21 protein-coding genes and 1 tRNA gene are annotated in these 24,106 nt (G+C 69.6%); 12 read left to right on the top strand and 10 right to left on the bottom strand.

The window, feature by feature from the left end; all coding sequences use genetic code 11:
* Nucleotides 1–129: 129 nt before the first annotated feature.
* The 3 genes from M8H82_RS32670 (at nt 130) to M8H82_RS32660 (ending at nt 3,684) form a co-directional block, all read left to right on the top strand.
* Nucleotides 130–2,001, top strand: coding sequence for a hypothetical protein (locus tag M8H82_RS32670; RefSeq protein WP_250078729.1), 1,872 nt, complete (start codon nt 130–132; stop codon nt 1,999–2,001).
* Nucleotides 1,956–2,315 (top strand): hypothetical protein, encoded by a 360-nt coding sequence (locus M8H82_RS32665; RefSeq protein WP_250078728.1) that lies wholly within the window; start codon nt 1,956–1,958, stop codon nt 2,313–2,315. Before M8H82_RS32670 ends, M8H82_RS32665 begins: the two co-directional genes overlap by 46 nt.
* A gap of 304 nt (nt 2,316–2,619) precedes the next feature.
* Complete coding sequence (locus M8H82_RS32660) at nt 2,620–3,684, top strand: 5-methyltetrahydropteroyltriglutamate--homocysteine methyltransferase (RefSeq protein ID WP_250078727.1); 1,065 nt, start codon at nt 2,620–2,622, stop codon at nt 3,682–3,684.
* Here M8H82_RS32660 and M8H82_RS36855 read toward each other — a convergent pair.
* Entirely contained in the window at nt 3,644–3,730 is an 87-nt protein-coding gene (locus tag M8H82_RS36855) for a hypothetical protein (protein WP_374211729.1), read from the bottom strand. The two genes, M8H82_RS32660 and M8H82_RS36855, sit on opposite strands and share 41 nt — an antisense overlap.
* 547 nt (nt 3,731–4,277) lie before the next feature.
* On the opposite strand from M8H82_RS36855, the gene M8H82_RS32655 reads away from it, so the two are divergent.
* The 3 genes from M8H82_RS32655 to M8H82_RS32645 all read left to right on the top strand — a co-directional run bounded on the left by M8H82_RS32655 (nt 4,278) and on the right by M8H82_RS32645 (nt 6,418).
* Entirely contained in the window at nt 4,278–4,511 is a 234-nt protein-coding gene (locus M8H82_RS32655; RefSeq protein WP_250078726.1) for a tectonin domain-containing protein, read from the top strand.
* Between the two features lie 541 nt (nt 4,512–5,052).
* Complete coding sequence (locus M8H82_RS32650) at nt 5,053–5,304, top strand: hypothetical protein (RefSeq protein ID WP_250078725.1); 252 nt, start codon at nt 5,053–5,055, stop codon at nt 5,302–5,304.
* Between the two features lie 175 nt (nt 5,305–5,479).
* Nucleotides 5,480–6,418: an NADP-dependent oxidoreductase gene (locus M8H82_RS32645; protein WP_250078724.1), complete on the top strand. Its 939-nt coding sequence runs from the start codon at nt 5,480–5,482 to the stop codon at nt 6,416–6,418.
* A 99-nt stretch (nt 6,419–6,517) separates the two neighbouring features.
* Here M8H82_RS32645 and M8H82_RS32640 read toward each other — a convergent pair whose 3' ends face one another.
* Nucleotides 6,518–6,799 (bottom strand): hypothetical protein, encoded by a 282-nt coding sequence (locus M8H82_RS32640; RefSeq protein ID WP_250078723.1) that lies wholly within the window; start codon nt 6,797–6,799, stop codon nt 6,518–6,520.
* 190 nt (nt 6,800–6,989) lie between these two features.
* On the opposite strand from M8H82_RS32640, the gene M8H82_RS32635 reads away from it, so the two are divergent.
* A complete protein-coding gene (locus M8H82_RS32635) occupies nt 6,990–7,862 on the top strand; it encodes a helix-turn-helix transcriptional regulator (protein ID WP_250078722.1) in 873 nt (290 codons plus the stop codon).
* Between the two features lie 430 nt (nt 7,863–8,292).
* Here M8H82_RS32635 and M8H82_RS32625 read toward each other — a convergent pair.
* A tRNA-Trp gene (locus M8H82_RS32625) sits at nt 8,293–8,367 on the bottom strand.
* A 170-nt stretch (nt 8,368–8,537) separates the two neighbouring features.
* Nucleotides 8,538–8,894, bottom strand: coding sequence for an FhaA domain-containing protein (locus M8H82_RS32620; protein WP_250078721.1), 357 nt, complete (start codon nt 8,892–8,894; stop codon nt 8,538–8,540).
* Nucleotides 8,895–9,125: 231 nt separating this feature from the next.
* Here M8H82_RS32620 and M8H82_RS32615 point away from each other — a divergent pair, with 231 nt between their 5' ends.
* Nucleotides 9,126–9,521 carry an ATP-binding protein gene (locus tag M8H82_RS32615; protein ID WP_250078720.1) on the top strand — a complete coding sequence of 132 codons (396 nt, stop codon included), beginning with the start codon at nt 9,126–9,128 and terminating at the stop codon, nt 9,519–9,521.
* Nucleotides 9,522–9,877: 356 nt separating this feature from the next.
* Nucleotides 9,878–11,899: a cell wall-binding repeat-containing protein gene (locus tag M8H82_RS32610; protein ID WP_250078719.1), complete on the top strand. Its 2,022-nt coding sequence runs from the start codon at nt 9,878–9,880 to the stop codon at nt 11,897–11,899.
* A 66-nt stretch (nt 11,900–11,965) separates the two neighbouring features.
* Here M8H82_RS32610 and M8H82_RS32605 read toward each other — a convergent pair whose 3' ends face one another.
* Nucleotides 11,966–12,139, bottom strand: a complete 174-nt coding sequence (locus M8H82_RS32605) for a hypothetical protein (protein ID WP_374211730.1) — start codon at nt 12,137–12,139, stop codon at nt 11,966–11,968.
* 301 nt (nt 12,140–12,440) lie between these two features.
* Between M8H82_RS32605 and M8H82_RS32600 the strand changes: the two genes are divergently transcribed.
* Nucleotides 12,441–13,238, top strand: a complete 798-nt coding sequence (locus M8H82_RS32600; RefSeq protein ID WP_250078718.1) for an arylamine N-acetyltransferase — start codon at nt 12,441–12,443, stop codon at nt 13,236–13,238.
* On the opposite strand, the gene M8H82_RS32595 is transcribed toward M8H82_RS32600, so the two are convergent.
* Entirely contained in the window at nt 13,235–13,393 is a 159-nt protein-coding gene (locus M8H82_RS32595) for a hypothetical protein (protein ID WP_250078717.1), read from the bottom strand. The two genes, M8H82_RS32600 and M8H82_RS32595, sit on opposite strands and share 4 nt — an antisense overlap.
* 162 nt (nt 13,394–13,555) lie before the next feature.
* Between M8H82_RS32595 and M8H82_RS32590 the strand changes: the two genes are divergently transcribed.
* A complete protein-coding gene (locus tag M8H82_RS32590) occupies nt 13,556–14,302 on the top strand; it encodes a hypothetical protein (protein WP_250078716.1) in 747 nt (248 codons plus the stop codon).
* A gap of 951 nt (nt 14,303–15,253) precedes the next feature.
* Here M8H82_RS32590 and M8H82_RS32585 read toward each other — a convergent pair.
* The 4 genes from M8H82_RS32585 to M8H82_RS32570 form a co-directional block, all read right to left on the bottom strand.
* Nucleotides 15,254–16,234, bottom strand: coding sequence for a zinc-binding dehydrogenase (locus M8H82_RS32585; RefSeq protein ID WP_250078715.1), 981 nt, complete (start codon nt 16,232–16,234; stop codon nt 15,254–15,256).
* A gap of 767 nt (nt 16,235–17,001) precedes the next feature.
* Nucleotides 17,002–18,045: an ABC transporter ATP-binding protein gene (locus tag M8H82_RS32580; protein WP_250078714.1), complete on the bottom strand. Its 1,044-nt coding sequence runs from the start codon at nt 18,043–18,045 to the stop codon at nt 17,002–17,004.
* Nucleotides 18,042–19,640 carry an ABC transporter permease gene (locus M8H82_RS32575; protein ID WP_374211728.1) on the bottom strand — a complete coding sequence of 533 codons (1,599 nt, stop codon included), beginning with the start codon at nt 19,638–19,640 and terminating at the stop codon, nt 18,042–18,044. The genes M8H82_RS32580 and M8H82_RS32575 overlap by 4 nt, the downstream gene beginning before the upstream one ends.
* A gap of 5 nt (nt 19,641–19,645) precedes the next feature.
* Nucleotides 19,646–20,686 (bottom strand): iron ABC transporter substrate-binding protein, encoded by a 1,041-nt coding sequence (locus tag M8H82_RS32570; protein WP_250078713.1) that lies wholly within the window; start codon nt 20,684–20,686, stop codon nt 19,646–19,648.
* Between the two features lie 177 nt (nt 20,687–20,863).
* On the opposite strand from M8H82_RS32570, the gene M8H82_RS36675 reads away from it, so the two are divergent.
* The gene (locus M8H82_RS36675; protein WP_250078712.1) at nt 20,864–23,515 is read left to right on the top strand and encodes an AMP-binding protein; all 2,652 of its coding nucleotides are present in this window, start codon (nt 20,864–20,866) and stop codon (nt 23,513–23,515) included.
* The last annotated feature ends 591 nt before the right edge of the window (nt 23,516–24,106 follow it).

Here is a 24,106-nt window from a genome sequence, read left to right as displayed (position 1 = left end):
GGGCGTGTCGCGTCTGTGGGACGGGCTGTGCTGGAGCTGTCGTGGCTGGCTGGAGAACCGGGGACGGCGCGGTGTCCGCGGTGCTGCCGGGTCGGGGCTGTGGACGGTGACGGACTGTGCCGTCCGTGCGTGATCGCGGTGCGAGAGGAGATCCGGGCCGGCATCGAGGCCGTCTTCCCGGGCCGACCCAGCTGCACGTCTACGTGCTGGGTCTGGGCCAGCAGGGCGCCCGGAACCTGCCGCGTCCCCGAGGCGCGGCAGCTGGTCGACGACCCGAGGATCTGTCCCGCGGTGATGCGCGGGCAACTGACGTTGTTTCCGGTCCGGCGGCGCCTGGAGCGGAGCGATGCCCGGCGGATCAGCGGCCGTACGTGGCCGGAGGAGGAGGTTCTGCAGGCGCTCGCCGGGCAGCGGGCGGCGAGCGCGGGGATGACCGGGACGTGGCCGCAGATGGTGCTGCGGCTGATCAGGTGTGCGCTGGCGATCCGGGATGCCGAGGGGGAGGCACTGGTCGCGCAGGAGATGCTCGATCAGGTGCGGTTGCCGTTGAAAACTGCTGCTGCTGAACTGCTCGCTCAGGCAGGGATGTTGAGGCCGCGCACGGCTCCGCCGCCTGCGGCTTGGCCGGTGCCGTCCTGCGCGGACTGTGCGTGCTGGGGCGTTACGGCAGCCCGGTGCCGCGGCTGTCGCGAATGGCGGGAAAACCGTGAGCGCTACCGGGTGGGCCGGTGTCCGAGATGCCGGCGGGACGATCTGCCGCTGCACACGGAGGAGGGCATGTGCCGCGCCTGCCTGGCCTACGTGCGCGAGGTCGGCGCCGAGTCGGCGGCGGTATCCTTCACGCAACTCGCCTTTGCCGGACCGCTCGCGCACCAGCTCAAGCGGCGGGCCGGGGAGCTGGGCTTCGTCGTGCACAACCGGTCTGGCCCGGCCTCTCGTTCACGTGCCCGGCCCCGCACGACGCCCTCCCCGGAGGGACAGACGGTGGCGATGCCGGTAGGCCCGGGGCAGCTTTCGCTGTTCTCGATGCCGCGGACCTGGCAGCGCAAGCAGCGCGCCCGCGTCCTCGCGTTGCCACCGTTGTCCCCGCTGCCAGTTCCGGCGCAGGACCTGCTGGATACCTTCACCGCCGCCTACCCGCGGTCCTGGCTCGCCGACAAACGCAACGTGCCGGGCGGTGGGGCCGTGGTCTTGCATGCTCTGCCGGCCCGGCTGGGGCCGCACGTGCCGATCCCCGAGCGGGACGTACGTTCCCTGGCCGGGACCGTTGCGGCCGGCACCGCCGCCACGCGCCGTGCGATCTCCTTCCTCCACGCGCACGCACTGCTGGAGGCAGACGAACTCTTTGAGACACCCGCGCAGCTGCTCACCGACGTCCAGCACCAAGCACCCGTGCATGTACCGGACTTGAGTCAGGAACGGCGCGACCGGTACGACGAGAAGGCCCTGCACACGCGGATCGCTCAGCTTCCCGCTCCGATGTCCGACCAGCTGAGCGCCTGGGTGCGGGTGCTTCGCGGCTGCGGCCGGTACCGGCACGCCCCGGCCGGCTTCCGGCGCATCCGTCGCTACTTGCGCATCGCCTGGCCGACCCTGACCGCGTGGACGGCGGCCGGGCTGGACCTGCGGCAGGTCACCGCCGATCACATTACGAGCGAACTCGCCCGCCATCAGGGCAACGTGGCCCGCGGGCTGCTCAGCGTGCTGCGCAGCATTTTCCGGGCCCTGAAGCAGGAGCGGCTGATCTTCCTCAACCCCACGGCCGGGCTGCAGTTGCCCGCTGGGGTACACCTGCCGCGGCCCTTGTCCAGCGATCGACTGGCCGGGGCCCTGGACCGGCTGGATGGTCCCGCCGCGCGCCTCGTCGTCGGTCTGGTCGCCATCCACGCCGTACGCGCCGTGGAGGTCGCCCGGCTCGCCCTGGCGACCCCGACTTCGCCCGCCGGACACTGGCGGTGCGCCGGGGTGAAAGCATCCACCTCGTCTACCTCGACGACCTGAGCACCGATCTGGCGGCCGACTGGCTGCGCGAGCGCCGCCGCCGCTGGCCCCAGGCCACCAACCCGCACCTGCTCATCACCTCCCAGACCTACCGGCACCCGGCCTCACCGCAGATCAGCTACTGCGCGATGCGGGCCGCGTTCGACCAGATTGGGCTGCTGCCACGGCAGGTACGGGCCGACCGCATCCTGGACGAGGCCCGACAGACCGCCGATCCGGTCCATCTCGTCCGCCTCTTCGGCATCCATCCCGGCATCGCCGTGAAGTACGTACACGCCGCGCACCCGGACAAGGCCCTGCCCCGGATCCGCTGACCGGGCGACACCGCCCAGCACCCACGCCGCGTGGTCGAAGACGTCCACCACGCCTTCGACCTGGTCCCTGCCGGATCCGATGCTCGCCGCAGCCACCTCCGATCCCGCCCTTCCTGCGGATCATGCGGCGGAGCCCAAGCGGGACGGGTACCGGGCACCTCTTGCGCAATGCCCTGTCCGGGGGAGCCGCCTGTGCGGCGGTCACTCAATCGGGTGGTGCGCAGAGCCCGCTGGCCCACGGGCTGGCCGATGCCGGTGTGTTGCGGCATGCGCGCGGGGTCATAGGACTCCTAGGGTCCCCGGCATGAGCATCCCCACAGCACTGATGGGCAGCATCCCCCGACCTCAGTACCTGATCGACGGCATGGCCGACCACGCCGCCGGCCGACTCAGCCTCGCCGACCTGACACAACTTCAAAATCGGGCCGTGAGCGAGACCATCAGCCGGCTGGAGGCCACGGGCAGCCCCGTCGTCACGGACGGCGATCAGTGCAAGCCCAGCGCGTACACCTATCCGCTGACCGGGCTGCGCAACCTGGCTCCGGACGGTGTCACCATCTCCTACGCCGACGGACACACCCGGCAGCTTCCCCGGCTGGTCTCCGGGCCGTTCCGGTACAGCACCTTCGCGCAGACCTACCTGCGCGCCGCAGTCACGGCCGCGCACCGCCCGGTCGAGCAGACAGTCGTGGCGCCCTCCTTCCTCAGCCTCCTCTACCCCGCCAGTGCCATCTCCGGCTACACCCGCGAAGCCTTCCTGAGCGACCTCGCCAACGAGAGCGAGAAGGAGATCCGCGGCTGCCTGGAGGCGGGCGCCGCCTCCGTCCAGCTCGACTACGGCCATGGGCGGCTGTCACTCAAGCTGTCCCCGAGCAAGGAACTGCTCCGCGACTTCATCGCGCTCGACAACGAGGTCCTCAGCCGGTTCAGTGCGACCGACCGAGCCCGGATCGGGGTGCACACCTATCCGGGGGCCGACCAGGACTCCGCCCACAGCCTGGACGTCGACTACTCGGAACTGCTGCCCGAGTTCTTCCGGCTGAAGGCAGGCAACTTCTACCTTCAGATGGCGAGCGAGTCCGAGCCGGAGCGGGCCCTCAAGGTGGCCCGCGACTGCTCATCCGATGACCAGCGGCTGTTCATCGGCGTGACCGATCCGATCGACCCCCGTGTGGAGACCGCGGAGGAGGTGGCGGAGCGGGTGTTGGAAGCGGCCTCGTACATCCCCGTTCAGCGGCTCGGCACCTGTGACGACGCCGGGTTCTCGCCGTACGCAGACGACACCTCCACCTCCCGCGAGATCGCCTTCGCCAAGATCGAAGCACGCGTCAGGGGAACCCGCATGGCCGCCGAGCAGCTCGGCCTGTGACGTCGTCGTCCACGTCCTCGTCCCAGCCGCACCCCTGGATGACCATGCCGGTGGTGAAGCCCATCCGGTCGGCGAAGGTGTCCTACTCTTCCGTCGTTGTCATTGCTGACGCCGTCGGGAACGGTCCCCAGGGAGGGGCGGAGACGCACCGCCCCGACGGGGAGGCCGACCTCCCGGCCGCGCGGGCCACCAGGCTGATTGGAGGCGATCGCTGAGCCCACCAGCCTGCTGGCCCCGGGCAACAACCGCCGCTGAACGCATACGAGGGTCGACCGTTGCGGCGAGACCGTCATTCGGGGGCGCGCGTCCCGCGTTCGAGCCGCTCACGGCGGGCCGGTGTGACCGGATCGGGGCCGCGCGCTCCCGCACATACCGTGCCGCCGTGTCGATCCCTCGCAGGTGGGACCGCGCATCCGGCCAATGTGTCCACAGCCGGTCGGCCCTTTCCTCAAGCGGGATGGGATGGATCAGCGCCAAACATCCATTTCCAGATCATTTTGTTTGATCAATCCCAGTATGGGGATATTTGGCGGTCCTAGTCTCGTGCCGAGTGCTTGAAAAAGCTCGGCACGAGCGAGGGGAACAAGGTCGACATGGCTCATTGGAAGAAGATCGCGGGCGGTCTGACGGGGATCTCGGCGGGATCGCGGTCCAACGTCTGGGGCGTCAACTCGGAAGGCAAGATCTACCGGTTCACCAACGACGACGCCACGCCGTGGCACAACATCCCCGGCGGTCTCACCGACATCAGCGCGGCAGCCGACGGCACCGTCTGGGGCGTCAACGCCAACGCCGAGATCTACCGCTACATCGGCGACCAGCCCTGAGCCGAGCCAGCCTCCGCCTCCGTGCCCCGTCACCGAACCGCGGTGACGGGGCACAGCGTCTTCGCCCCGAACCCGGCGTCTACCTGGTCGGCATGAAGTCTTACGGCCGCGCTCATTGCACCGTGGACAGACATCGGCGTCGTACGCCGCCGATCCCCCCTAGCTCTGACAATCGCCGCATCCCCTGCAGCACAGACGAATCCGCCCTAGTTTCGTCTCCAATCCGGTGAGGACGCGCAGGTTCAGCGGTTGAGCCCTCCAGGAATCCGCGAACTCGCGCGCTTCGGCGTTCGACGTCCTCGCCCTGACCTGCGTCCGCGCCCGTACTCGGAGCGCCGCCAGGTCCTCCTGGACGTGCTCGCCGACGTCGGGCCGCCGATCGAGCCGGTGTGGTCGACCACCGACCGCAGCGAGGCCCTGCTCTGGTACGCGGAGCTCGAAGGGACGGGCGTGGAGGGGATCGTGGCGAAGCCACTCAGGTCGGCGTATACGGTGGGCCGGATCTGGTCGAAGGTCCGGCACGCCGACCGTCGACGTCGCCGTGGCCGGCTTCACCGGCACGGCGCGGCATCCGAAGGCGCTCGCCGTACGGCTGCCCGACGGACGCGTCGCGCTGTCGCAGAGGCTGACCACGGCGCTCGCCTCCATCATCGGCCCGCGCCTGGTCCCCCAGGCCGGGCGGGCGTTCACGAAGGCCGGCGACTCCTACACGCCCGCCACCGGCGATGTGACGGTGGAGGTCATGGCGGGCACGAACCGACACGCGGTCGTCACCGTGGTCCGGCTGCGCTGAGGGCCTGTGTCTGAGCCGCTCATGCCAGTTGGTGGGCAGGCTGGTGCTTCGGGTTGGCAGGCTCGTTGAGCGGTGCCGCGGCTACTTGGGGTCCTGGCGGCTGTCTCCGGGTCAGACATTCGGCTGGGGGCGGAACCGCTTTCCTCCCGTGATCATCGGGCTCAGAATGATCTGCATGACGATGACACGGGTGATCACACAGCAGGCCATCGGCGGCTCCGACGTGCTGGAACTCGCCGAGATACCCCTGCCCTCGCCGGGCCCCGGCGAGGTCCTGATCCGGGTACGGGCCACTGGCATGAACCCCGCGGACTGGAAGGTCCGCATCGGCAAGGTGGACTTCTTCGGCCCGCCGCCGTTCGTGCTCGGCCACGAGTTCAGCGGCACGGTGGAGGCCGTCGGCGAGGCCGTCACCCGCTTCGCGGCGGGCGAGGAAGTCTACGGCTGGACCGTCCCGCCACACGGCAGTCACGCCGACCACGTGGTGGTCCCCGAGGATCGAATCGCGCCCAAGCCACGCACCCTCGACCACGTCGCCGCCGCCGCCCTGCCGATCTCCGGCTTCACCGCCTACCAGGCCCTGGTCACCCTCTCCGACGTACAGCCCGGCCAGCGAGTACTGATCCACGGCGCGGCCGGCGGGGTCGGCCACCTCGGCGTACAGATCGCCAAGGCCCGGGGCGCGTACGTCATCGGCACGGCCCGAGCCGCCAAGCACGACTACCTGCGCGGACTCGGCGCCGACGAGCTGATCGACTATACGGTGGAAGACTTCTCGGCCCTGCGCGGCATCGACGCGGTGCTGGACACCATCAGCAACGATTACGGCCCGCGCTCGCTGCCCACCCTGAAGCCAGGCGGCATTCTGGTCGACGTCGTCGGCGTCGGCGTGGACCGCACCGAGGTGACGGCACGCGCAGCCGAACTCGGCATACGGTTCGTGGAGTTCTTCCTGGATCCGACCCCCGCCGTGCTGACCAGCTTCGCCGAACTCGTCGACACCCACGGCGTACGCCCCACGATCTCCGAGACTTTCCCGCTCACCGAGTGCGCGAAGGCCCACGAGCTCAGCGAAACCGGCCGGGTACAGGGCAAGATCGTCCTCGTGCCCTAGCACCGCATCAAGCAGCGTTCGCCCTGGCGAAAGCCTCACGCCGCAGTGGAGTGCAGGAGATCACCGGGTTGTCCGCGCCGCAGATTTCCACGGCCTCGACTACCTGCGCAAGCATTTTGAGCAGGAAAGGCCAGGCGTGCGGGGCTCGCCGGGGCGCGGGTCGTACAGGACGCGGCCGCCGGGCCACCGGGACAGCTCGGTGGGCAGGGCGACGCCGTCGTCGACTTCCGCGGTGCGCCATCCATGGATGTCCAGCAGCAGGCCGTCCAGCGGCCCGCCAACCAGTTCCGCGCAGGTCCGGTGTGGGAGCGGGCCGGGGTTGGGGGCGTCGTGCTCCGCGCCGTAGACCCGGCCGTTCAGCAACTGCTCATCTGCGTTCATCCGACCAAGGCTTGCAGCCGTCACCGACAACTCGGACTTGCCCAGGACCGCCTCGGGTCGAGGCACATGACACCGTCACCGTCCGTTTCGTTACCCGATGAACAAAACGGCATGGCGCGTGATCAACAACGGGTGCTGCATGGCAATCTGCGGACCAGCAGGATCACTTGGAGCCGGAGGTACACCGCTCGTGGCGGCGAACAGCAACCCCACCGTCAGGAGACGCCGTCTGGGAGCCGAACTTCGCCGGCTCCGCCTGGCCAGTGGGCTGAAGAGCACAGAAGTAGCCGAGCGGCTCATGGTCTCCCAGCCCAAGATCAGCCACATGGAAAACGGCAACCGCGCCATCAGCCCCCGCGACGTACGCGACCTGTGCGCGATCTACGACATCACCGACCAGCACGTCATCGACTCACTGATCGAGATGGCCAAGGAATCCGGACAGCAGGGCTGGTGGCACGCCTACGGCGACATCCCCCACAGCGTCTACATCGCCCTGGAAACCGACGCCGCCTCCCTCCACCTCCACGCACCCTCAACGATCCCCGCCCTGCTGCAGACCCCCGCCTACGCCCACGCAGTCATCGGGGAAACGATCCCCCTGCTCACCGTCGAAGAGACCGACACCCGCCTGAAGGTGTGGATGCGCCGCCAGCACCGGATCTACGACCTGGCCCGACCGCTACGGCTGTGGGTCGTCCTGGACGAATCAGTTCTACGACGCGTCATCGGCAGCCCCGACGTCATGCGCGAACAGTTGGAACACCTCAACGCACTCGGCACCGAACCGCACATCACCGTGCAGGTACTCCCCTATACCGCGGGCGCTCACCCGGGCCTGTCAGGACAGTTCACCATCCTGCGGTTCGCCGACAGCTCCGCGCGGCCGGTGGTGCATCTGGAGCGGTTCACCAGCGACCTCTACCTGGAAAAACCATCCGACGTACAGCACTACAGCATGCTGCTTGACCACCTCCAAGCCCAAGCCCTCAGCCCCGACAGCAGCCGCGACTTCATCACCGACGCCACCAAGACGCACATCGACGCAGCAAGCCACCTCTGAAAGGCCGGCTTCTTCGTGCCGCGTTGGGGGGGCATGCCGGGGTCGGCGTGGCGCCCCACACCGTGTCAGGCGCCGACCCTCTTCGCGCAGGCGGTCAGCGCGTCGTGCAGGACCCCGTCGGGCGTACGCAGCATGCTCAGCAGTTCACGGATCACCTCCGCCTTGGACACGGGGCGGCGCGCGCGGCCCCGCCGTCGCGCGGCACCTTGCGGGACGGACTCGACGCCTCCCGGCTGCCAACGGGCCTGCGCGCCGACAGCCCCCTGCCCGGCGCCTTGGACGTCCGCCTCGACAGCCAGGCAACCCCAACTCCGACCAAGCACCGCGCTGCGAGGTGTTCGGCAGTTCTGCAGGGCGCTGGCGCTGGCCCAGCCCGTCGGCTTCACAAGGGAGCGGCCAGGCCCTCATGGGACCTGGCCGCTGTGCTGTGCAGGGGCGGCAGGATTTGAACCTGCGGCCTGCGGGTTTGGAGTCCGCTGCTCTGGCCGGGCTGAGCTACACCCCTCCGGTGGAGGGAGCCTGACACGGATGAAGATCGCCACGGTGTACCCCACGCCGCTGAACAGCGTGAATCCGATTCGCATCCCGATGCCGGCGTCACCGAGGGCGTCGGTTCCCCACAGAGCCAGAGAGAGTCCGGGACTGCACGCTCGACCATCAGTGCACTGCCTGGGGTCACGGAAGCTTCGCGGCCGGGGTGATGCGGCTGTAGATGCGAAACCGTGCGGTCGTGTCGCTGCAGGAAGGGATCAGATCGACGGCCACCGGGCCGGCGAAGGTGTAGCCCTGCTCGGCGGCATGACGGCGCACCTCGTTAGCCAGGACCGGTCCCACCGGCAATGGGCTGGCCAGGATCTGCCGGTGGATTGCCGGGAGCAGTTCCATGACGAAGTCGTTGGGCACGACAACACGCTGCCGACCGACGATCACGGTGTTGTCGTCGCACTGCCGAAGCAGGTCGGACACCGCCTCACCCCGCTCCGGCTTGGCGGGTAGCAGCAAACCCCACAAGCTCGTGGTCCATCGCTCCATGACACGTTCGCTGGCTCGGAGAAGTCTCATCGCCCGCACCTGCCCAGTCCCTGGCCGGCCAGGCTCACCCATTGGGGTCCGAATCTGCTCGTCACGCGTACGGGCGCACCGAGCAGCCCACGGAGATGCGCTGTGACTCCGTTCGGAGGTGTTGCGTATTGGCGAGACTTTCCGGGGGCACCCGCCATGGAAGGGCTGCACAGAAGCGGCCCCGCCCCCCACAGGAGGCTTGTGATCGTGCCGTCCCAGGAAGAACACCAGCCCCCCGAAGGGGTCCGTCCGCAGACCGCGCAGCGGGCGAGAGACATGACACGCGCCTTCTTCTCCGCCATCGCGGCACACGGCAGGGACGAGATGGACGCGGCGCTCCTCGTCGTATCGGAACTGGTCACCAACGCGATTCAACATGCCGGCGGCGTCACCGCGTTCCGCCTGTCCGCAAGTCAGGACACGGTGACCGTCTCGGTGCAAGACGCCAGTCGCGCCGCCCCGCAATCCCGGGCCAGCAACCCCGGCACGCCAGGCGGCTTCGGCTGGCCCCTGATCCAGGCGCTGGCTGCGGACGTGCGCATCCGCATCGGGCCGGGAGGCAAAGCAGTCTCCGCAGTCCTGCCACTGCCCCACTGACACGACCAGGCCATCCCGGATGCTCCACGTCTGCTGCCCTAGCGCTGGCCGGGTAGCCAGCAACGCCATGCCGACCGGTCGCGGCGGCCGCGAACGTTTCCAACCCGCTAACGTCCCATGGACAGTGCGAGGTACCTGACGCTAACGAAGTCCTCTGTCGCCGAGCTGACCAGTCCATACGTGTGCTGGAACGGATCGGGCGCTGACGACAAGGGCAAGGGTTGCCGGGAGCCCCTGCCTTCACAGCGGTCGTGACCTGCGGCTATTGTTTCGCCGCTGTCGTGCGGACGAACGTGAAGCCGTCCATTCGCCTTGGGGGAGGGGATCGATAGCCATCCATTCACTCTGGGGGCACATTGAACCTGCGTACGCGCCGCAGATCCGCGGCGCTCATCACTGCCGCCGCGTTCGCGGCGGGCCTCATCGCCGCGCTTCCCGGGTCGGTCGCCGCCGTTCCCGGCAACTGGCCTGCCAGTGAAGGGAAGTTGCTCTACACGGACGTCGGCGGTCAGATGGCGTTCGTCCGTCCCGACGGGTCATCGTGGTCCCAGTTCCACCCGACCGGAGACCAGGGCGCCTGGTCCGCCGACGGCAGCCAGGTCGCCTTCGTGAACCACTACGACGATCACATCCGCACGGCATGGGCCGATTCCGAGGACATCGGCGTCGACATCGCCATGCCGTCGGGCAGTGGCTGGCATCCTGCCGATCCGACCTTCTGGTACGGCGGCGGCGACATCGTCTTCACGGCCGGCGGCCGGTTGCGGCTGACCGCGGCCGACGGGACCCGCACACCGAAGGCCTTGTTCGGCACCGATGTCGACGGCTGCGACTCCGAGCCCAGCGGCGCGGTGAACGGCATGCTGGCCTTCGTACGCACGGGCACGAGCTGCGGGACCGCGGGCGCCCCGGCCGTCTGGGTCTACAACGGCCGCTCCGGGGCGTTCACCAAGCTGGCCAATGACGCGAAGGACCCGAGTATCTCCCCGGACGGCCGGTCGGTGGCCTTCACACGGTCGGTCGACGGGCACCGGCAGCTCTTCAAGGTCAACACCGACGGCACCGGGCTCACCCAGCTGACCACGGACGCCCTGGACCACAACCGGCCCGCCTGGTCGCCGCAGGGCAACCGGATCGCGTACGACGTTTTCGTCTCCGGGGACCCCGACGTCCCCAGCGGACCCCATGTGCGGATCCACGACCTCGGCACGGGCACGCAGACGCAGGTGCCCCAGGGCACCGGCACGGACGTGGCCTGGCAGCCGCTCAGGGACAACGCGATCTCCCGCGTGTACGGCTCCGACACCTACGACACCAACATCGCGTCGTCCAAGTGGGCCTGGAACACGGTCGGCGCCGGCGCAACCAGCCTGCCGAACGCGAACGCGGCCGTGCTCATCAGCAAGTCCGACGCAGCCTACGCCACCACCGCAACATCGCTGGCCGGCAAGAAGCGGGGGCCAGTGCTGATGACCTCCGGGACGGGCCTGGACTCCTCGGTGCAGACGGAGCTCAAGCGCATGCTGCCCAAGGGCAGGACGGTGTACCTGGTCGGCGGAACCAAGATCCTCAGCAGCGCGGTGGCGTCCAAGGTGACTTCGCTCGGGTACGTGGCCAAGCGGCTTTCCGACGTCTCGCGTTACTCGACCTCGGTGGCTGTGGCCAAGACCATCACCAGCACGCCTAAGTACGTCTTCCTCGCCACCGGCACCGACTACCACAACGCCCTCGCGGCGAGTTCCGCCGCCGGTTCCATGGGCTCCGCCGGTACCGCGACCGTCCTGCTGACCGACGGTTCCACCATGACCGCGTCGGTCTACGGGTACCTCAACAAGTACAGTCCCGGCACGACGAAGATCATCACTGTGGGGACCGACGCCGAGGCAGCGCTGACCAAGGCGTACAAGGCCGGGAAGATGCCGAACTGGCCCACCTCGTACAGCTACTACCGGGTCGCCGGCTCTTCGCCGCAGTCGAACGCCATGCGGCTCGCCGACCTGTGGTGGTCGCTGCCGTCGAACGCCGCCGTGGCCTCCGTGGGGAGCTGGCGGGGCGGTGTCTCCGCATCCTCGGCGATGACCACCTACGGCCCGCTGCTGTGGAGCGACGTCACCTCGCTGTCGTACGACACCAAGCGGTACCTGATGCGGATGTCGTCGAGCATGTACCACGTGGCCGTCTTCGGCGGCTCGGGATCGGTCGACGCCTCCGTCATCCCCAAGATCGGTGCGGCGATCGGCGTGGGCACCCACTACGTCCTCACGCCGTACTACAAGGGCGTGGCGCCGCAGGCCACGACCGCGCAGCCGCTGTCCGGCGGCACCGGGTCCGCGCCGAGCCCGGATCTCGCGCCACTGCGGGTGACGGCCTCGAGGTAGCCCTCGGGGACTGCAGGGCCCCGACCGGACAGCCGGATGCTGTTGGTAAATCCGCCCCGCTGGATCTCATCCAGCGGGGCGGAGTGCTGCGAAGGGTGAGACGCGGGTGCGGGCGAGGGACTTGCCGGTGAGCCAGGCATCGATGCGGGCGAGGTTGATGGCGGCGCCGGTGAAGTGGTGTTGCAGCCGGGTCTTCGCGAGGCCGCGGTAGCGGGATCTGCGCAGGCCGAATGCCTGCACACCTGCACAACCCCAACGGGGTCATACAGGCCGTCGTCACGCAGGCCCCTGGATTTACCAACAGCATCCGGACAGCCGGTCGGGGCCTTCATCGCGGCCGCTCGGATGATGCTGCGGGGACCGCGTCTGGATCCAGTGGCCCCTCGACCCTGCGCCTGTGCTTCGTGACGGAGACACCGGAACGGATCAGGGAGGGGCTGCGGCGGCTGGGCCGAGGGCTGCGGGACTAGGACCGAAGTCCCGGCGTAGTTGCGGCTGAGGTCCGCCGACGGGGGCGGGAACGGCTGCCTAGGGTGAAGTCATGTCCGACACAGTGGAGTTCGACCTCGACGCGTATCTCGGCCGCATCGGATGGAACGGGGAGCGCAGGGCCGACCTGGCCACGCTGCGGGGTGTGCATCTGGCGCACTCCTGGGCCGTTCCGTTCGAGAACCTGGACCCCGTCAGCGGGCGGGCGCCCTCGCTGGAGCTCGGCGACCTGATGGCCAAGCTGGTCCACGGCCGCCGCGGCGGTTACTGCTACGAGCACAACACCCTCTTCCGGCACGCCCTGGAGGCCCTCGGCTTCCGGGTGACCACGCTGGCGGCCCGGGTCGTCCTCGGCGCGGACCGGCCCGCGAGCCGGCCCCGCACCCACATGACACTGCTCGTCCACGTCCCCGGTGAGCCGCAGCCTTACCTCGCCGACGTGGGCTTCGGCGCCATCGGCGCGCTGCTGGAGCCGGTGCCGCTGCAAACCGACACCGAGTACCGCGGCGCGGGCCGCCGGCACCGGCTCGTGCACGTCCCGCACCACGGGCCGTTGGAGCTGTGGATGCTTCAGACGCACGACGGAAAGGGCTGGGAGCAGCAGTACGCCTTCACCCTGGACCCCTTCGAGGAGCCCGACTACGAGGTGTTCAACTGGCACGTCGGGACGAACCCGCGCTCCCCGTTCACCCAGAGCCGCTACGTCCAGCGCGTCACCGCCGACCGCCACCTCCTGCTCCACGGCAACCTCCTCACCGAGACCCTCGCCGACGGCACGGTCGGCGAACGCCAGGTCGCGGACGAGGACGTCGAGCGACTGCTGACGGAGGAGTTCGGGATCGCGGTCTAGCCGACGCGGGCGTGGGCGAGTTCTTCGTCGCTGGTGTTGTCGAGGCTGCCGGTGCGGCGGAGGGAGCCGTTGGGGGCCGCGCTGTTCTTCGCCGTGACGGCTGCCGGTGGGCTTGTCGAGACCTTGAGCACACCAGGAGGCCCTACCGACGGCATCCCGGCACCTCCACCGCAGAGACAACACAACACCTCGTCCCGCCGCCGAAACACCGACCCTATGCCTGACCAGCGCAAACGAACCCGCCACTCTCGGAAGGACAGCGCCTTCCAACCGGCCCGGACGGAAATCGTGTCAGAAGTCTGGTCTAGGTTTGGCCTGTGAACCACAGCAGCTCCAGGGCCGGGGCTCCCCGCGAGCCTGACTTGCCGCCCTATCAGGTAGTCCTAGCGGAGACTGATTGGGGTTCGCTCCAGACGGCTTTCGGGAACGGTGAGTGCCTTCCCAAAGTCCTGGCACGGCTGCTGGAGCCTGATCCCAAGCTGCAGATCACCGCTTTGTCGGAACTGAGTGACCTGGTCCGCCACCAGAACAGCATCTACGAAGCCACCGCCCCCGTCGCCATGTATGTCGCCGGCATCCTCACCCACCCGGCGGCCATGACCCTCCGGCCGTATCGCAACGTCCCCATCCGCGCGACATTGTTGAACTGGTTGGCGTCCACGGCCGACGACGCCTCCGACGAGATTGTCGACCGCACCGAGCAGTACTTCCCTGGCTTCCTCACCCACGACACCACGCTGGCGGCCTTCCGGGACCTGCGCCCGATGCTTTATCGAGCCGTCGCGCCCTTCCTGCAGGACAATCACGAGGACGTGCGCGAAGCCGCCGGCCTCGCCGCGCTCATCCTCGCCGAACACCCCGCGCTCGCCCAGCACCGCGATCACCTCGCCGTGCACGCACGCCGCATCCTAGACACCAGCAGTGACGCCCCTAACCGGCGCGTTGCCTGGCAGGCCCTCGAAGCATGGGGCCACGACGTCACCGACATTGAGCCTCTCCAGGAGGAGCCCTGGGACTGCGGGCCACATAGCGATGGCCGCGGCGATCTCGAACCTCCCTTCTGACTGATAGGCGCACGGAGCGCACGACTGCGCGCTGGCGAACGACTCGCCGGAGCATCACCGGCCGGGCCGCCGGCACTGGCGCGTCCGGCCAACCGCCCGCCACCGCGGCAGGGTTGAGTCCGTACGCGGCCTGCACGGCTGCGATCGCCTGCTCACCCGTGTCGCCTGCGGATGTACGGACAGATCCCGCGAGTGAGCGGCTGTCGGTGGGGTCGCCGGCGGGGTTGTCGGCCTGGCCGTGCGCTTAACCAGCACCCGGGGGCAGACGGGATAGCCGGCAGACGGTCGGGCGCCGCGGCCGACTCGGGATCAGCCGCGGCACCCGCCCACACGCCCGGAACACCACCGGAGGATGGATCGCGCCCAGGACGCGCGTATGCCCGCCTGCCCGGCCAGGCCCACCACAGGCGCGGCCAACCGGGTGATCACCAGGCATGAGCGGACAGGCGCAGGGCTCGCTGCGTCGCAACATGCTGACCTAATTCGTGGTCGGGTCTGTGGTCGAGGCAAACGGAGCCATGGTCGGGCTGTGGTCAGGTTGTGTCGTCGAAGTATCTGAACAGCCGCAGCACCGGACCTCTTCGACAAGGCAAGACCACGAAGCCCTTGTCCCCACACGCCGCGGTGGCCTGGGAGAGTTCCGCTGCTGCGGTGGCTTCACTCAACCGGGTGGCGGGCCTCGAAGGGCTGTCGCCGCCGTGGCGAGCGGACCGGATCCGCTGACCTGCCGTCGTCGGCCGTGTGGTCGGGGCACCCGGTGCCGTGGTCGGGCCTGTCGTCAGGGTGTATCGCCGGAGCAGGAGAAGCGGCAGCTGACGCCGGGCCCGTGTGTGCGGGTTCGCCGGTGCGCGGGTCGTACAGAGCGCGGCCGCCAGGCCGCCTGGCTGGCGGGTGACGTCGTCTGGCACCTTCATGAGCCACTGCCTCGGCTGGACCAACGCCAGCCGGATCTCACCAATGGGCGTCGGGGACGAGGACGACTTTGCCTGTTGTCGCCCTCGCCTCCAAAGCGGCGTGAGCCGCAGCGGCCTGCGACAGGGAGAAGGTCTGGAAGGCGGGTACCAGACTCCCGTCGGCGGCCGCCGCGAGCGCGCGGGCCTGATCGGCGGGCGCGTCTTGGTTCTCCAACAGCAGGGCCAGTGCGTCGGTGAAGTTCACGCCGCGCTCCTTCAGCTCCGCCTCATCGGGGCGGAACTCCTCCCGTGAGGCCGCGCCGATGGTGATGTAGCGCCCGCCCTCGGCCAGCAGCCCGAAGGCGGCCCGCCCCTTGTCGCCCTCGACACCGTCCAGAACGACCGTGACGCCCTGCCCGCCCAAGGCATCGCGGACGGTGCCCGTCCAGTCCGGCAGGTTGTAGTCGACAGCGATGTCGGCTCCCAGCTCTCGCACGGCCGCCGTCTTGGCCGGTCCGCCCGCCGCGCCGATAATCGTGGCGCCGAGGCGGCGGGCGAACTGGACAACCAGACGGCCGATGCCACCGGCCGCGGAGGTGACCAGGACCACGTCGCCGGAGGTGAGCTCTGCGATGTCGAGCAGGCCGATGGTGGTGGTGCCGGTGACGACCATAGTGACGGCGGCCTCGTACCCCAGTCCGGCCGGAATCCGGTGCAGGGACGAGACGTCGGCGACGGCGAGCTCGGCGTAGCCCCCCGGCCTGCCGTGCGCGGTCACCGCCTTGGCGCCAATCCAGGCCTCGTCCACGTCTGGCCCGACCGACTCGACGACGCCGGCCACCTCTCCCCCGAAGATCGCCGGAAGTCCGGGAAGGGGCGGACCGATCTCCAGCCCTTCCCGCATCGCCGTCTCGATCTGGTGGACCCCCGCGGCCCTCACCAAGACGCGGACCTCGCCCGGTCCCGGTACGGGATCGGGCACAGTCTCATAACGGAGGTTCTCAGCGGATCCGAACTCGTGCAGCACGACGGCGCGCATGACCGTTCCTTCCGGTAGATCTGCAGGAGAACACCCACTCTGCGACCTCTACTTGACTTGAGGTCAAGCCTCTCGCGACGGGCACCTCCCGCCGGTAACACACCCGCCGACCTCACTCTGGGGAACTTGATCGCCCACGCGCATGAACAGGAATTTCTCCGCCCGCAGATTCGTGCGGCCGTACGGGCAGTGGAGGGGCACATCCGACGGCACCCCCCGGCCCGCGCGGCGCCGGTGGTCTTCAGCACGCAATCGGCGAGCTGGGCCGCCCACGAGTCGAACAAGTACGCTGGTGCCTCCGTCCGGCGGGAGCTTTCCGCCTCAACCCTTAACGGGGGTTCAGCGCCCGATGGACAGCAGCGGAGATGATGACTTCTGTCCCGTCCCGGCCGCCGGGCCGACAACGGGTGCTACACGGCGCCCGGGACGGGTGCAACGCGGTTTGCCCCAATTAGGGTGCAGGCCGAGGCTGTCGCTGGCCAAGGCTGGGCTGACCTGAATGGACCGAACACCACCGTGTCCCAGAACACGGGCCTCTGCGGCCATCAGCAGCCGTCGTTGCCGCTCATCCAGATGCGGAAACAACACCTCGAACCTCATGGCAAGTTGGGCACGGATCTCGTCCGGGATGCATACACCACACCAACGAGCCTTGGGACGCCAAGCAACACCTTGATGATCTGCAAGCCCTTAGGCGAGTCTCGGGTCATGTTCGGAACGAGATGATGACGGCCGTAGGGTGAAGCCAGACAGATATAGACGCGGCGCTATGGATGCAGAACCCCCACGCCTTCCACGCGCACGCCCGTCGCGTCCCCCGGCCGGACCCCGAGTGGCCCCGCGACCCGGATGTCGACCGGCGCGTCATGGCCCTCGACGGCCACGGTCACCATGGCGTCGTGTCCGTAGTAACGGACGTCGGTGACCTTGCCCGTGACCGCGCCCTCGGTGTCGGGGCCGGTGAGGCGGAGTTGTTCCGGGCGGAGCAGGACCGTGCCGGTGCGCAGGCCGTCGGTGGCGCCCGTGAGGGGGACGAGGCCGAGGGGGGTGCGGGCGCGGCCGTCGTGGTGGACGGTGGCGGGGAGCAGGACGGCGTCGCCCACGAAGCCGGCGATCCAGAGGTCGGCGGGCCTGCGGTAGAGCTCCTGTGGGGTGTCGCACTGGGCGACCCGGCCGTCCCGGACGACGGCGACGAGGTCGGCGGTGGACAGCGCCTCTTGCTGGTCGTGAGTGACAAGAATCGCTGTCGCTCCGGCCGCCCGCAGCGCGGCCCGTACATCGGAGCGCACTCCCGTCCGCAGGGCGCTGTCTAGGGCGTTGAACGGCTCGTCCAGCAGCACGAGCCGGGGCCTTGCGGCTAGCGCGCGGGCCAGGGCGACGCGCTGCTGCTGGCCGCCCGACAGCTCATGGGGCATACGGTCGCCGTATCCGGCGAGGCCGACCAGTTCCAGCAGCTCCTCGGTGCGGCGCCGTCGTTCGGCCCGGTCGAGGCCGTGCAGCCCGAAGGCGACGTTGCGGCCGACGCTCAAGTGCGGGAAGAGAGCTCCCTCTTGCGGCACGATGCCGATCCTGCGGCGCTCCGGCGGCAGGTTCAGGCCGGGGCCGGTGATCAGCCGGTCGCCGAGCCGGACGGTGCCCGCGTCGGCGTGCAGGAAGCCCGCGACGATCCGCAGCATGGTGGTCTTGCCGCAGCCGGAAGGCCCGAGTACGGCGGCCAACGCCCCTGCCGGCACGGTGAGTTCCAGCCCTCGCAGGACCGGCTCCGAGGCTCCGTAGGTCTTGGTGAGCCCTTCGATGTGCAGTTCGTTCATGTCCGGTGCCTGCCTAGGAGGTACGAAGGGACGGCGGCCAGCAGGATGAGCGCGGCGGCGTAGGGGGCGGCCGCCGCGAAGGAGCCGGCGCCGGTCTCCGTCCACAGCCGGGTGGCCAGGGTGTCCATGCCGGTGGGCCGCAGCAGGAGGGTCGCGGGGAGTTCCTTCATGCAGACCACGAAGGTCAGCGCGGCTCCGGCGGCCACTCCGGGGGCGGCCAACGGGACGGTGATCTCGCGCAGCACCTGCCATGGCCGACGCCCGAGCGAGCGGGCCACGTCCTCGAGGGCGGGCGGCGCCTGGAGCACGGCCGCGCGGGTGGCGGCCACCGCGACAGGGAGAAAGAGGACCGCGTACGCACAGACCAGGAGGGGAAGTTGCTGGTAGAGGGGGTAGGCATAACGCACGGCGAAGAAGACCAGGGCGAGGGCGACCGTGATGCCGGGCAGCGCGTGGCCGGCGTAGGCGGCCTGCTCCAGCAGGCGGGCGCCGCGCCCCCGGTGCCGGGCGGCGATCACCCCGACGGGCAGCGCGAGGACGGTGGTAAGTGCCGCGCCTGCCGCGGCGACGCCGAAGGTGGTCCAGGCGATTTCCGCGAGTGCGCCCAGGTCCCAGGTGGCGGAGCTGCCGACGGTCAGCCAGTAGCCGAGAGTGCCCAGCGGGAAGGCTACGGCGACGGCGACGATCGTCCCGCACCACAGCAGAGCGAGCGGCCGCCAACGGCCCAGGGTCGCTGGTACGTGCGGGCGGGCCGTCCCGGTGCCGGTGCGGGTGTGTCCGGCCCGGCCGCGGGTGCGGGCCTCGGCGGCGACCAGCGCGACGGTGAGCACGACCAGGACGACGCTGAGCGCGGCGGCGGGGGTGCGGTCGAAGGAGGCGCGGTAGGAGGTGTGGATGGCGCGGGTGAAGGTGTCGTACCGCATCAGCGAGACCGCGCCGAAGTCGGAGAGCACGTAGAGCGCGACGAGCAGGGCGCCGCCGGCGGCCGCGGGGCGCAGTTGGGGCAGGGTCACCTTGAGGAAGGTCCGCAGGGGCCCGTGGCCGAGGGAGCGCGCGGCCTCCTCCTGCGCCGGGTCGATGCCGCGCAGTGTGGCGGCAACCGGCAGGTGGACGTACGGGAAGCTGACCAGGGTCAGGGAGAGGGCGGCGCCCCCGAATCCGGCGAGTTCGGGTTCGGCCGACAGCCAGGCGAAGGCGGCCACATAGCTCGGCACCGCCAGCGGCAGCGTGGCCAGCACCGACCAGCCGCGGGCGCCGGGCAGGTCGGTGCGCACGGTGAGCCAGGCCAGCGACACCCCGAGGACCAGGCAGGCGGCGACGACCACGGCGGTCAGGCTGAGGCTGCGGCCGAGGAGATCGAGGGTGCGCTCGTCGGAGACGACGTCCCAGGCGAAGGCGGGGCCGCGTTCGAAGGCGCGTACGGCGAGGTAGCCGAGCGGCAGCAGTGCGAAGAGGGCGGCAACGCCGGCGGGGACCAGCAGGACCAGGGGCGGTCTGCGGCCCGGCACCCGCAGCGGTCGGGGCGCGCGGCCGGGTGCGGCCTCGCGACCGGCCGGCGCTCCGGCGGGTCGCGAGGTGGACGGGGATGCGGGCACGACGGTCAGACCAGGCCGACGTCCTGGAGCATGGCCAGAGTCTCCTGGAGCGACTCCAGCCTGCCGAGGTCGATGTCGGGGGACTCCAGGGAGTCGAAGCCGGGCAGCCCCTCGACGGTGCTGGTGACGCCCGCGGCCAGCGGGTACTCCTTGGTCTCGTCCGCGAAGTAGGTCTGAGCCTCCTTCGACAGCAGGTAGTCCACCGCCTTCTGGGCGGTCTTGCCCTGCTCGCTGTCCTTGAGGATGCCCGCGCCAGCCACGTTGATCAGCGCGCCGGGGTCCCCGCCGGGCAGGAAGTGCAGCTTGGAGTTGACGTTGTCCTCGCCCTTCTCGGCGACCCTTTCGTACCAGTAGTAGTGGTTGACCAGGCCCAGGGAGACCTCGCCGGCCTCCACGCCGTCCAGCGTGGCGAGGTTGTGGGCGTAGGTCTTGGCGCCGTTCGCCTTGAGGTCCTCGAGCCACTTGCGGGTGACGTCGTCGCCCTTGAGGACGCGCATGCCGGTGACGAATGCCTGGAAGGAGGCGTTGGTGGGCGCGAAGCCGACCTTGCCCTTCCACTCGGGCTTGACGACGTCGAACACGCTGTCGGGGACCTTGTCGGCGGGGACCTGGTCCGGGTTGTACGCGATGACGCGTACGCGTCCCGAGAGGCCGACCCAGTCGCCGCCGGAGCCCCGGTAGACCTCGTCGACCTTGTCGAGTGTGGCCTGGGGCAGCTTCTTCAGCATGCCCTCCTTGGACAGGGCACCCAGCGCGCCGGCGTCCTGGGAGAAGAAGATCCCGGCCTTGGTGCGGTCGCCCTCCTCCAGGATCTGGGCGGCCAGCTCGGCGCTCTCGCCGTAGCGCACCTCGACCTTGGCGCCGACGGCCTTTTCCAGCTTGTCCAGCAGCGGGTCGACCAGCTTCTCGTTGCGCCCGGAGTAGATGACGAGGGCGGAGTCGCCGGCCTCGCCGTCCTTGTCCTCGGAGCCGCACGCCGCGAGCGCGGGGAGCAGCAGTCCGGCCGCCGTGAGGGCGGTGATCCGGCGGACGAAGGGGCGTCGCATGAGGGGGCCTCCCGCTGTGCTCGCTTGATGCCCCCGGTCCGTATGAAGCGGGGGCGATGCGAGTCTGTGGTTTCTCTGTGGCTTGATTATGACCACGCCATGAATAAGGTATGGCTTACCTAAACGTCAAGGGTTCTGTACTAACAAGCGGACAATGCCGCGGAAAGGGCCCGCCCCGTGAGCCGAATATCCGGTTCGTCCCCGTCACTTGCCGCCCCCCAGTCACCCCCGCAAGAGTGGCCAAAAACAGTCACGTTCGCACGCGACCTCGCCGCCCAGGGCGACCGCCCCGCACTCATCACGGCGGACGGCGAACTGTCGTACCGCGAACTGGCCGAACGGGTGACCGCGACGGCCGAGCGCCTCGGACCGGTACGGCGGCTGGTCATGCTCGCCGGGTCCAACACCGCCGACGCCCTGGTCATACACCTGGCCGCCCTGTCCGCCGGCCACCCCGTGCTGCTCACGCCCGGCGACAGCGAGGGCACCATCCGAGCGCTGACCGAGGCGTACGCCCCCGACGTGGTGGCCCGCCCCTACAGCGACGGGACCTGGACCCTCGACGAACGGCACCCGGCAAGCGCGCACACCCTGCACCCGGACCTCGCGCTGCTGCTGAGCACCTCCGGCTCGACCGGCTCGCCGAAACTAGTGCGCCTGTCGCACGACAACCTCCAGTCCAACGCCGAGGCCATAGCCTCCTACCTGGGCATCGACGACACCGACCGGGCCGCCACCACACTGCCCATGCACTACTGCTACGGACTGTCCGTCATCCACAGCCATCTCGCACGCGGCGCCGCCCTGATCCTCACCGAACGGTCAGTGTCCGAGACGGCGTTCTGGGAGGAGTTCCGCGCCGCCCGAGGCACCTCGCTCGCCGGCGTGCCGTACACGTTCGACCTGCTGGACCGCGTCGGCTTCGAGCACATGGACCTGCCGCACCTGCGCCGCCTCACCCAGGCCGGGGGTCGGCTCGCACCCCAGCGGGTGGCGCACTACGCCGCACTGGGCCGCCGCGCAGGGTGGGAGTTGTACGTCATGTACGGCCAGACCGAGGCCACGGCTCGCATGGCCTACTTGCCGCCGCACCTGGCCGCCGAGCGCCCCGAGGCCATCGGCGTACCGATCCCCGGCGGCTGCTTCCGGCTGAACCCGGTCGACTGCCACGACCCCGATGTGGGCGAACTGGTCTATTCGGGATCGAACGTGATGCTCGGTTACGCCCAGAGTCCCGCCGATCTCGCCCTCGGCCGGACCGTCCAGGAGCTGCACACCGGCGACCTCGCCCGGCGCGCTCCCGACGGGCTGTACGAGATCGTGGGCCGCCGCAGCCGTTTCCTGAAGATCCTCGGGCTGCGCATCGATCCGCAGCAGGTGGAGACGCTGCTCGACCGCCACGGAGTCACGGCGTATTGCACGGGGGACGGGGAAGCCCTGGCGGTGGCCGCGCTCGGGGGCGCCGGCGCGGAAGCCAGCATCCGACGGCTGGTCGCCCGCGAGTGCGGGCTCCCCGCCCGCGCGATACGGGTGCGGACCCTCGCCGAACTCCCCCGTCTGACCTCTGGTAAGCCCGACTACGAAGCCGTACGACGGCTCGCGAACCCGGAACAGGAGGAGGCGCCCGGCGCCACTGCGGACCTCCGCCTTCTCTACGCGGAGATCCTCGACCACCCCGACGTGAGCGAGGACAGCAGCTTCGTCGGCCTGGGGGGCGACTCCCTCTGCTACGTCGAGATATCCCTGCGCCTCGAGGAAACGCTCGGACAACTGCCCGTCGACTGGCACACGATGACCATCCGCGACCTACGGGCCCTGGCAGCGGCCACGACCGAAGACCGTCGCCAACCGGATGCACCGAGAACACCCCGTGATCGGCGGATACCGCGGGCTTTGCGCTCCTGGACGGGCCCCCGGTCCTGGAGGAGTCGCCGCACCCTGGAGACGGGCATCGCCCTGCGCGCCGTCGGGATCGTCCTCATAGTCGGCTCACACGTCCAGGTCTTCAGCATCAAGGGCTTCGCCCACATCCTCATCGCCGTCGCGGGGTACAACTTCGCCCGCTTCCAGCTGACCGAAGCCGCACGCCGCGAACGCCTACGTCGCCTGTGGCGCAGCATCGCCCGCATCGCGGTACCCAGCATGGTGTGGATCACCGGCGCGGTGCTCCTGACCGACCACTACGATCCGGCGAACGCCCTACTGCTGAACAGCCTGCTCTCTCAGGGGAACGACCGCTTCGACTGGGCCTACTGGTTCGTGGAAGCCTTGGTCTACTACCTCGTCGTCCTCACTGCCCTCATGGCCATACCTCTGCTGGACCGGCTGGAGCGGCGATACCCCTTCGAAGTGCCCCTTGGGCTGGCAATCATCGCACTGGCAGGCCGCTACGACCTGTTCGGCCTGGCCTCCGCGCGCCCCCAGCTGAGCCCTTCGGTGGTCTTCTGGCTGTTCGCACTCGGGTGGGCAGCCGCACGAGCGGGCACAGTGCGCCAACGGGCACTGCTGACTGCTGTGCTGCTGTTCACCGTGCCCGGCCTGTTCCAGGACCAGCCCCTGCGCACGGCCCTCGTGATCACCGGGCTGGGACTGCTGATCTGGGTCCCGACCCTGCCCAGCATCGGCCCGGTCAACACACTGGTCGGCGTCCTGGCCAGCAGCTCCCTCTACATCTACCTGACGCACTACCAGGTCTACCCCCATCTTCAAGAGGACTTCCCGCTCACCGCCCTGTTCGCGTCCCTCGCGGTCGGCGTCGGCTACGCGGCGGTCGTGACCCGGACAGCGAGCTCGGTGCGGCGCCGTCGCCCATCGAGCACGATTGCTTGAGCAGCGACGGCCCATCAGGCCCCTCAGGCATGTCCCAGTTCCGGCCGGTCGAAAGTCGTGGCGCACGTCCGTGCTCCTCGGCTTGCCGGACGCCTTGGGAAGCAGCCCGTGGGGACGCTGTCGAAGGTAGCGGTGCCACGCAGCTCGACGAGGCGGCGCAGTACAGCGCGTACAGCGCGCACCAGGCAGTACAGGCGAGCATCCGCTCCGTCCAGCCCTGCCAAGTGTCTTCGCTGCCCAGCGCCTCCGGTCCCGGCCGAAATTTCTCGTGGGCGGCGCGGAGGCGGCGCCCCTGAGAAATAGCCGCAGGGGGCCCGATCCCCGCCAGGCCCACCTCTGCCCCAGCCTCGCCCACTCTCTTCTTCCTGATCGTGTGAGCTGAGGGAGGCTCCAGGAGATGCCAGGCCGCCCCGACCGCACTCGAAGCGGCATGTTGCCCAGCGGCAATGCACCACGCCCGGAGGGGGTTGGCCGACGCGCTCAGGGCTCGCGGTCAATGCCCTCTCCCCGCCGAATGCGGGCAGGCCAACGGTGAGAGAGCCAGCCACGGTGAAGAGTGGCTCAGACGGCGACGCTTCCGGCGCGGCGGTT

Origin of the sequence: Streptomyces sp. YS415 (assembly GCF_023544665.1) — a bacterium.
Classification (GTDB): Bacteria; Actinomycetota; Actinomycetes; order Streptomycetales; family Streptomycetaceae; genus Streptomyces.
The sequence above is the reverse complement of the archived record's forward strand: the minus strand, read 5'-3'. Positions and strand labels throughout refer to the sequence as shown.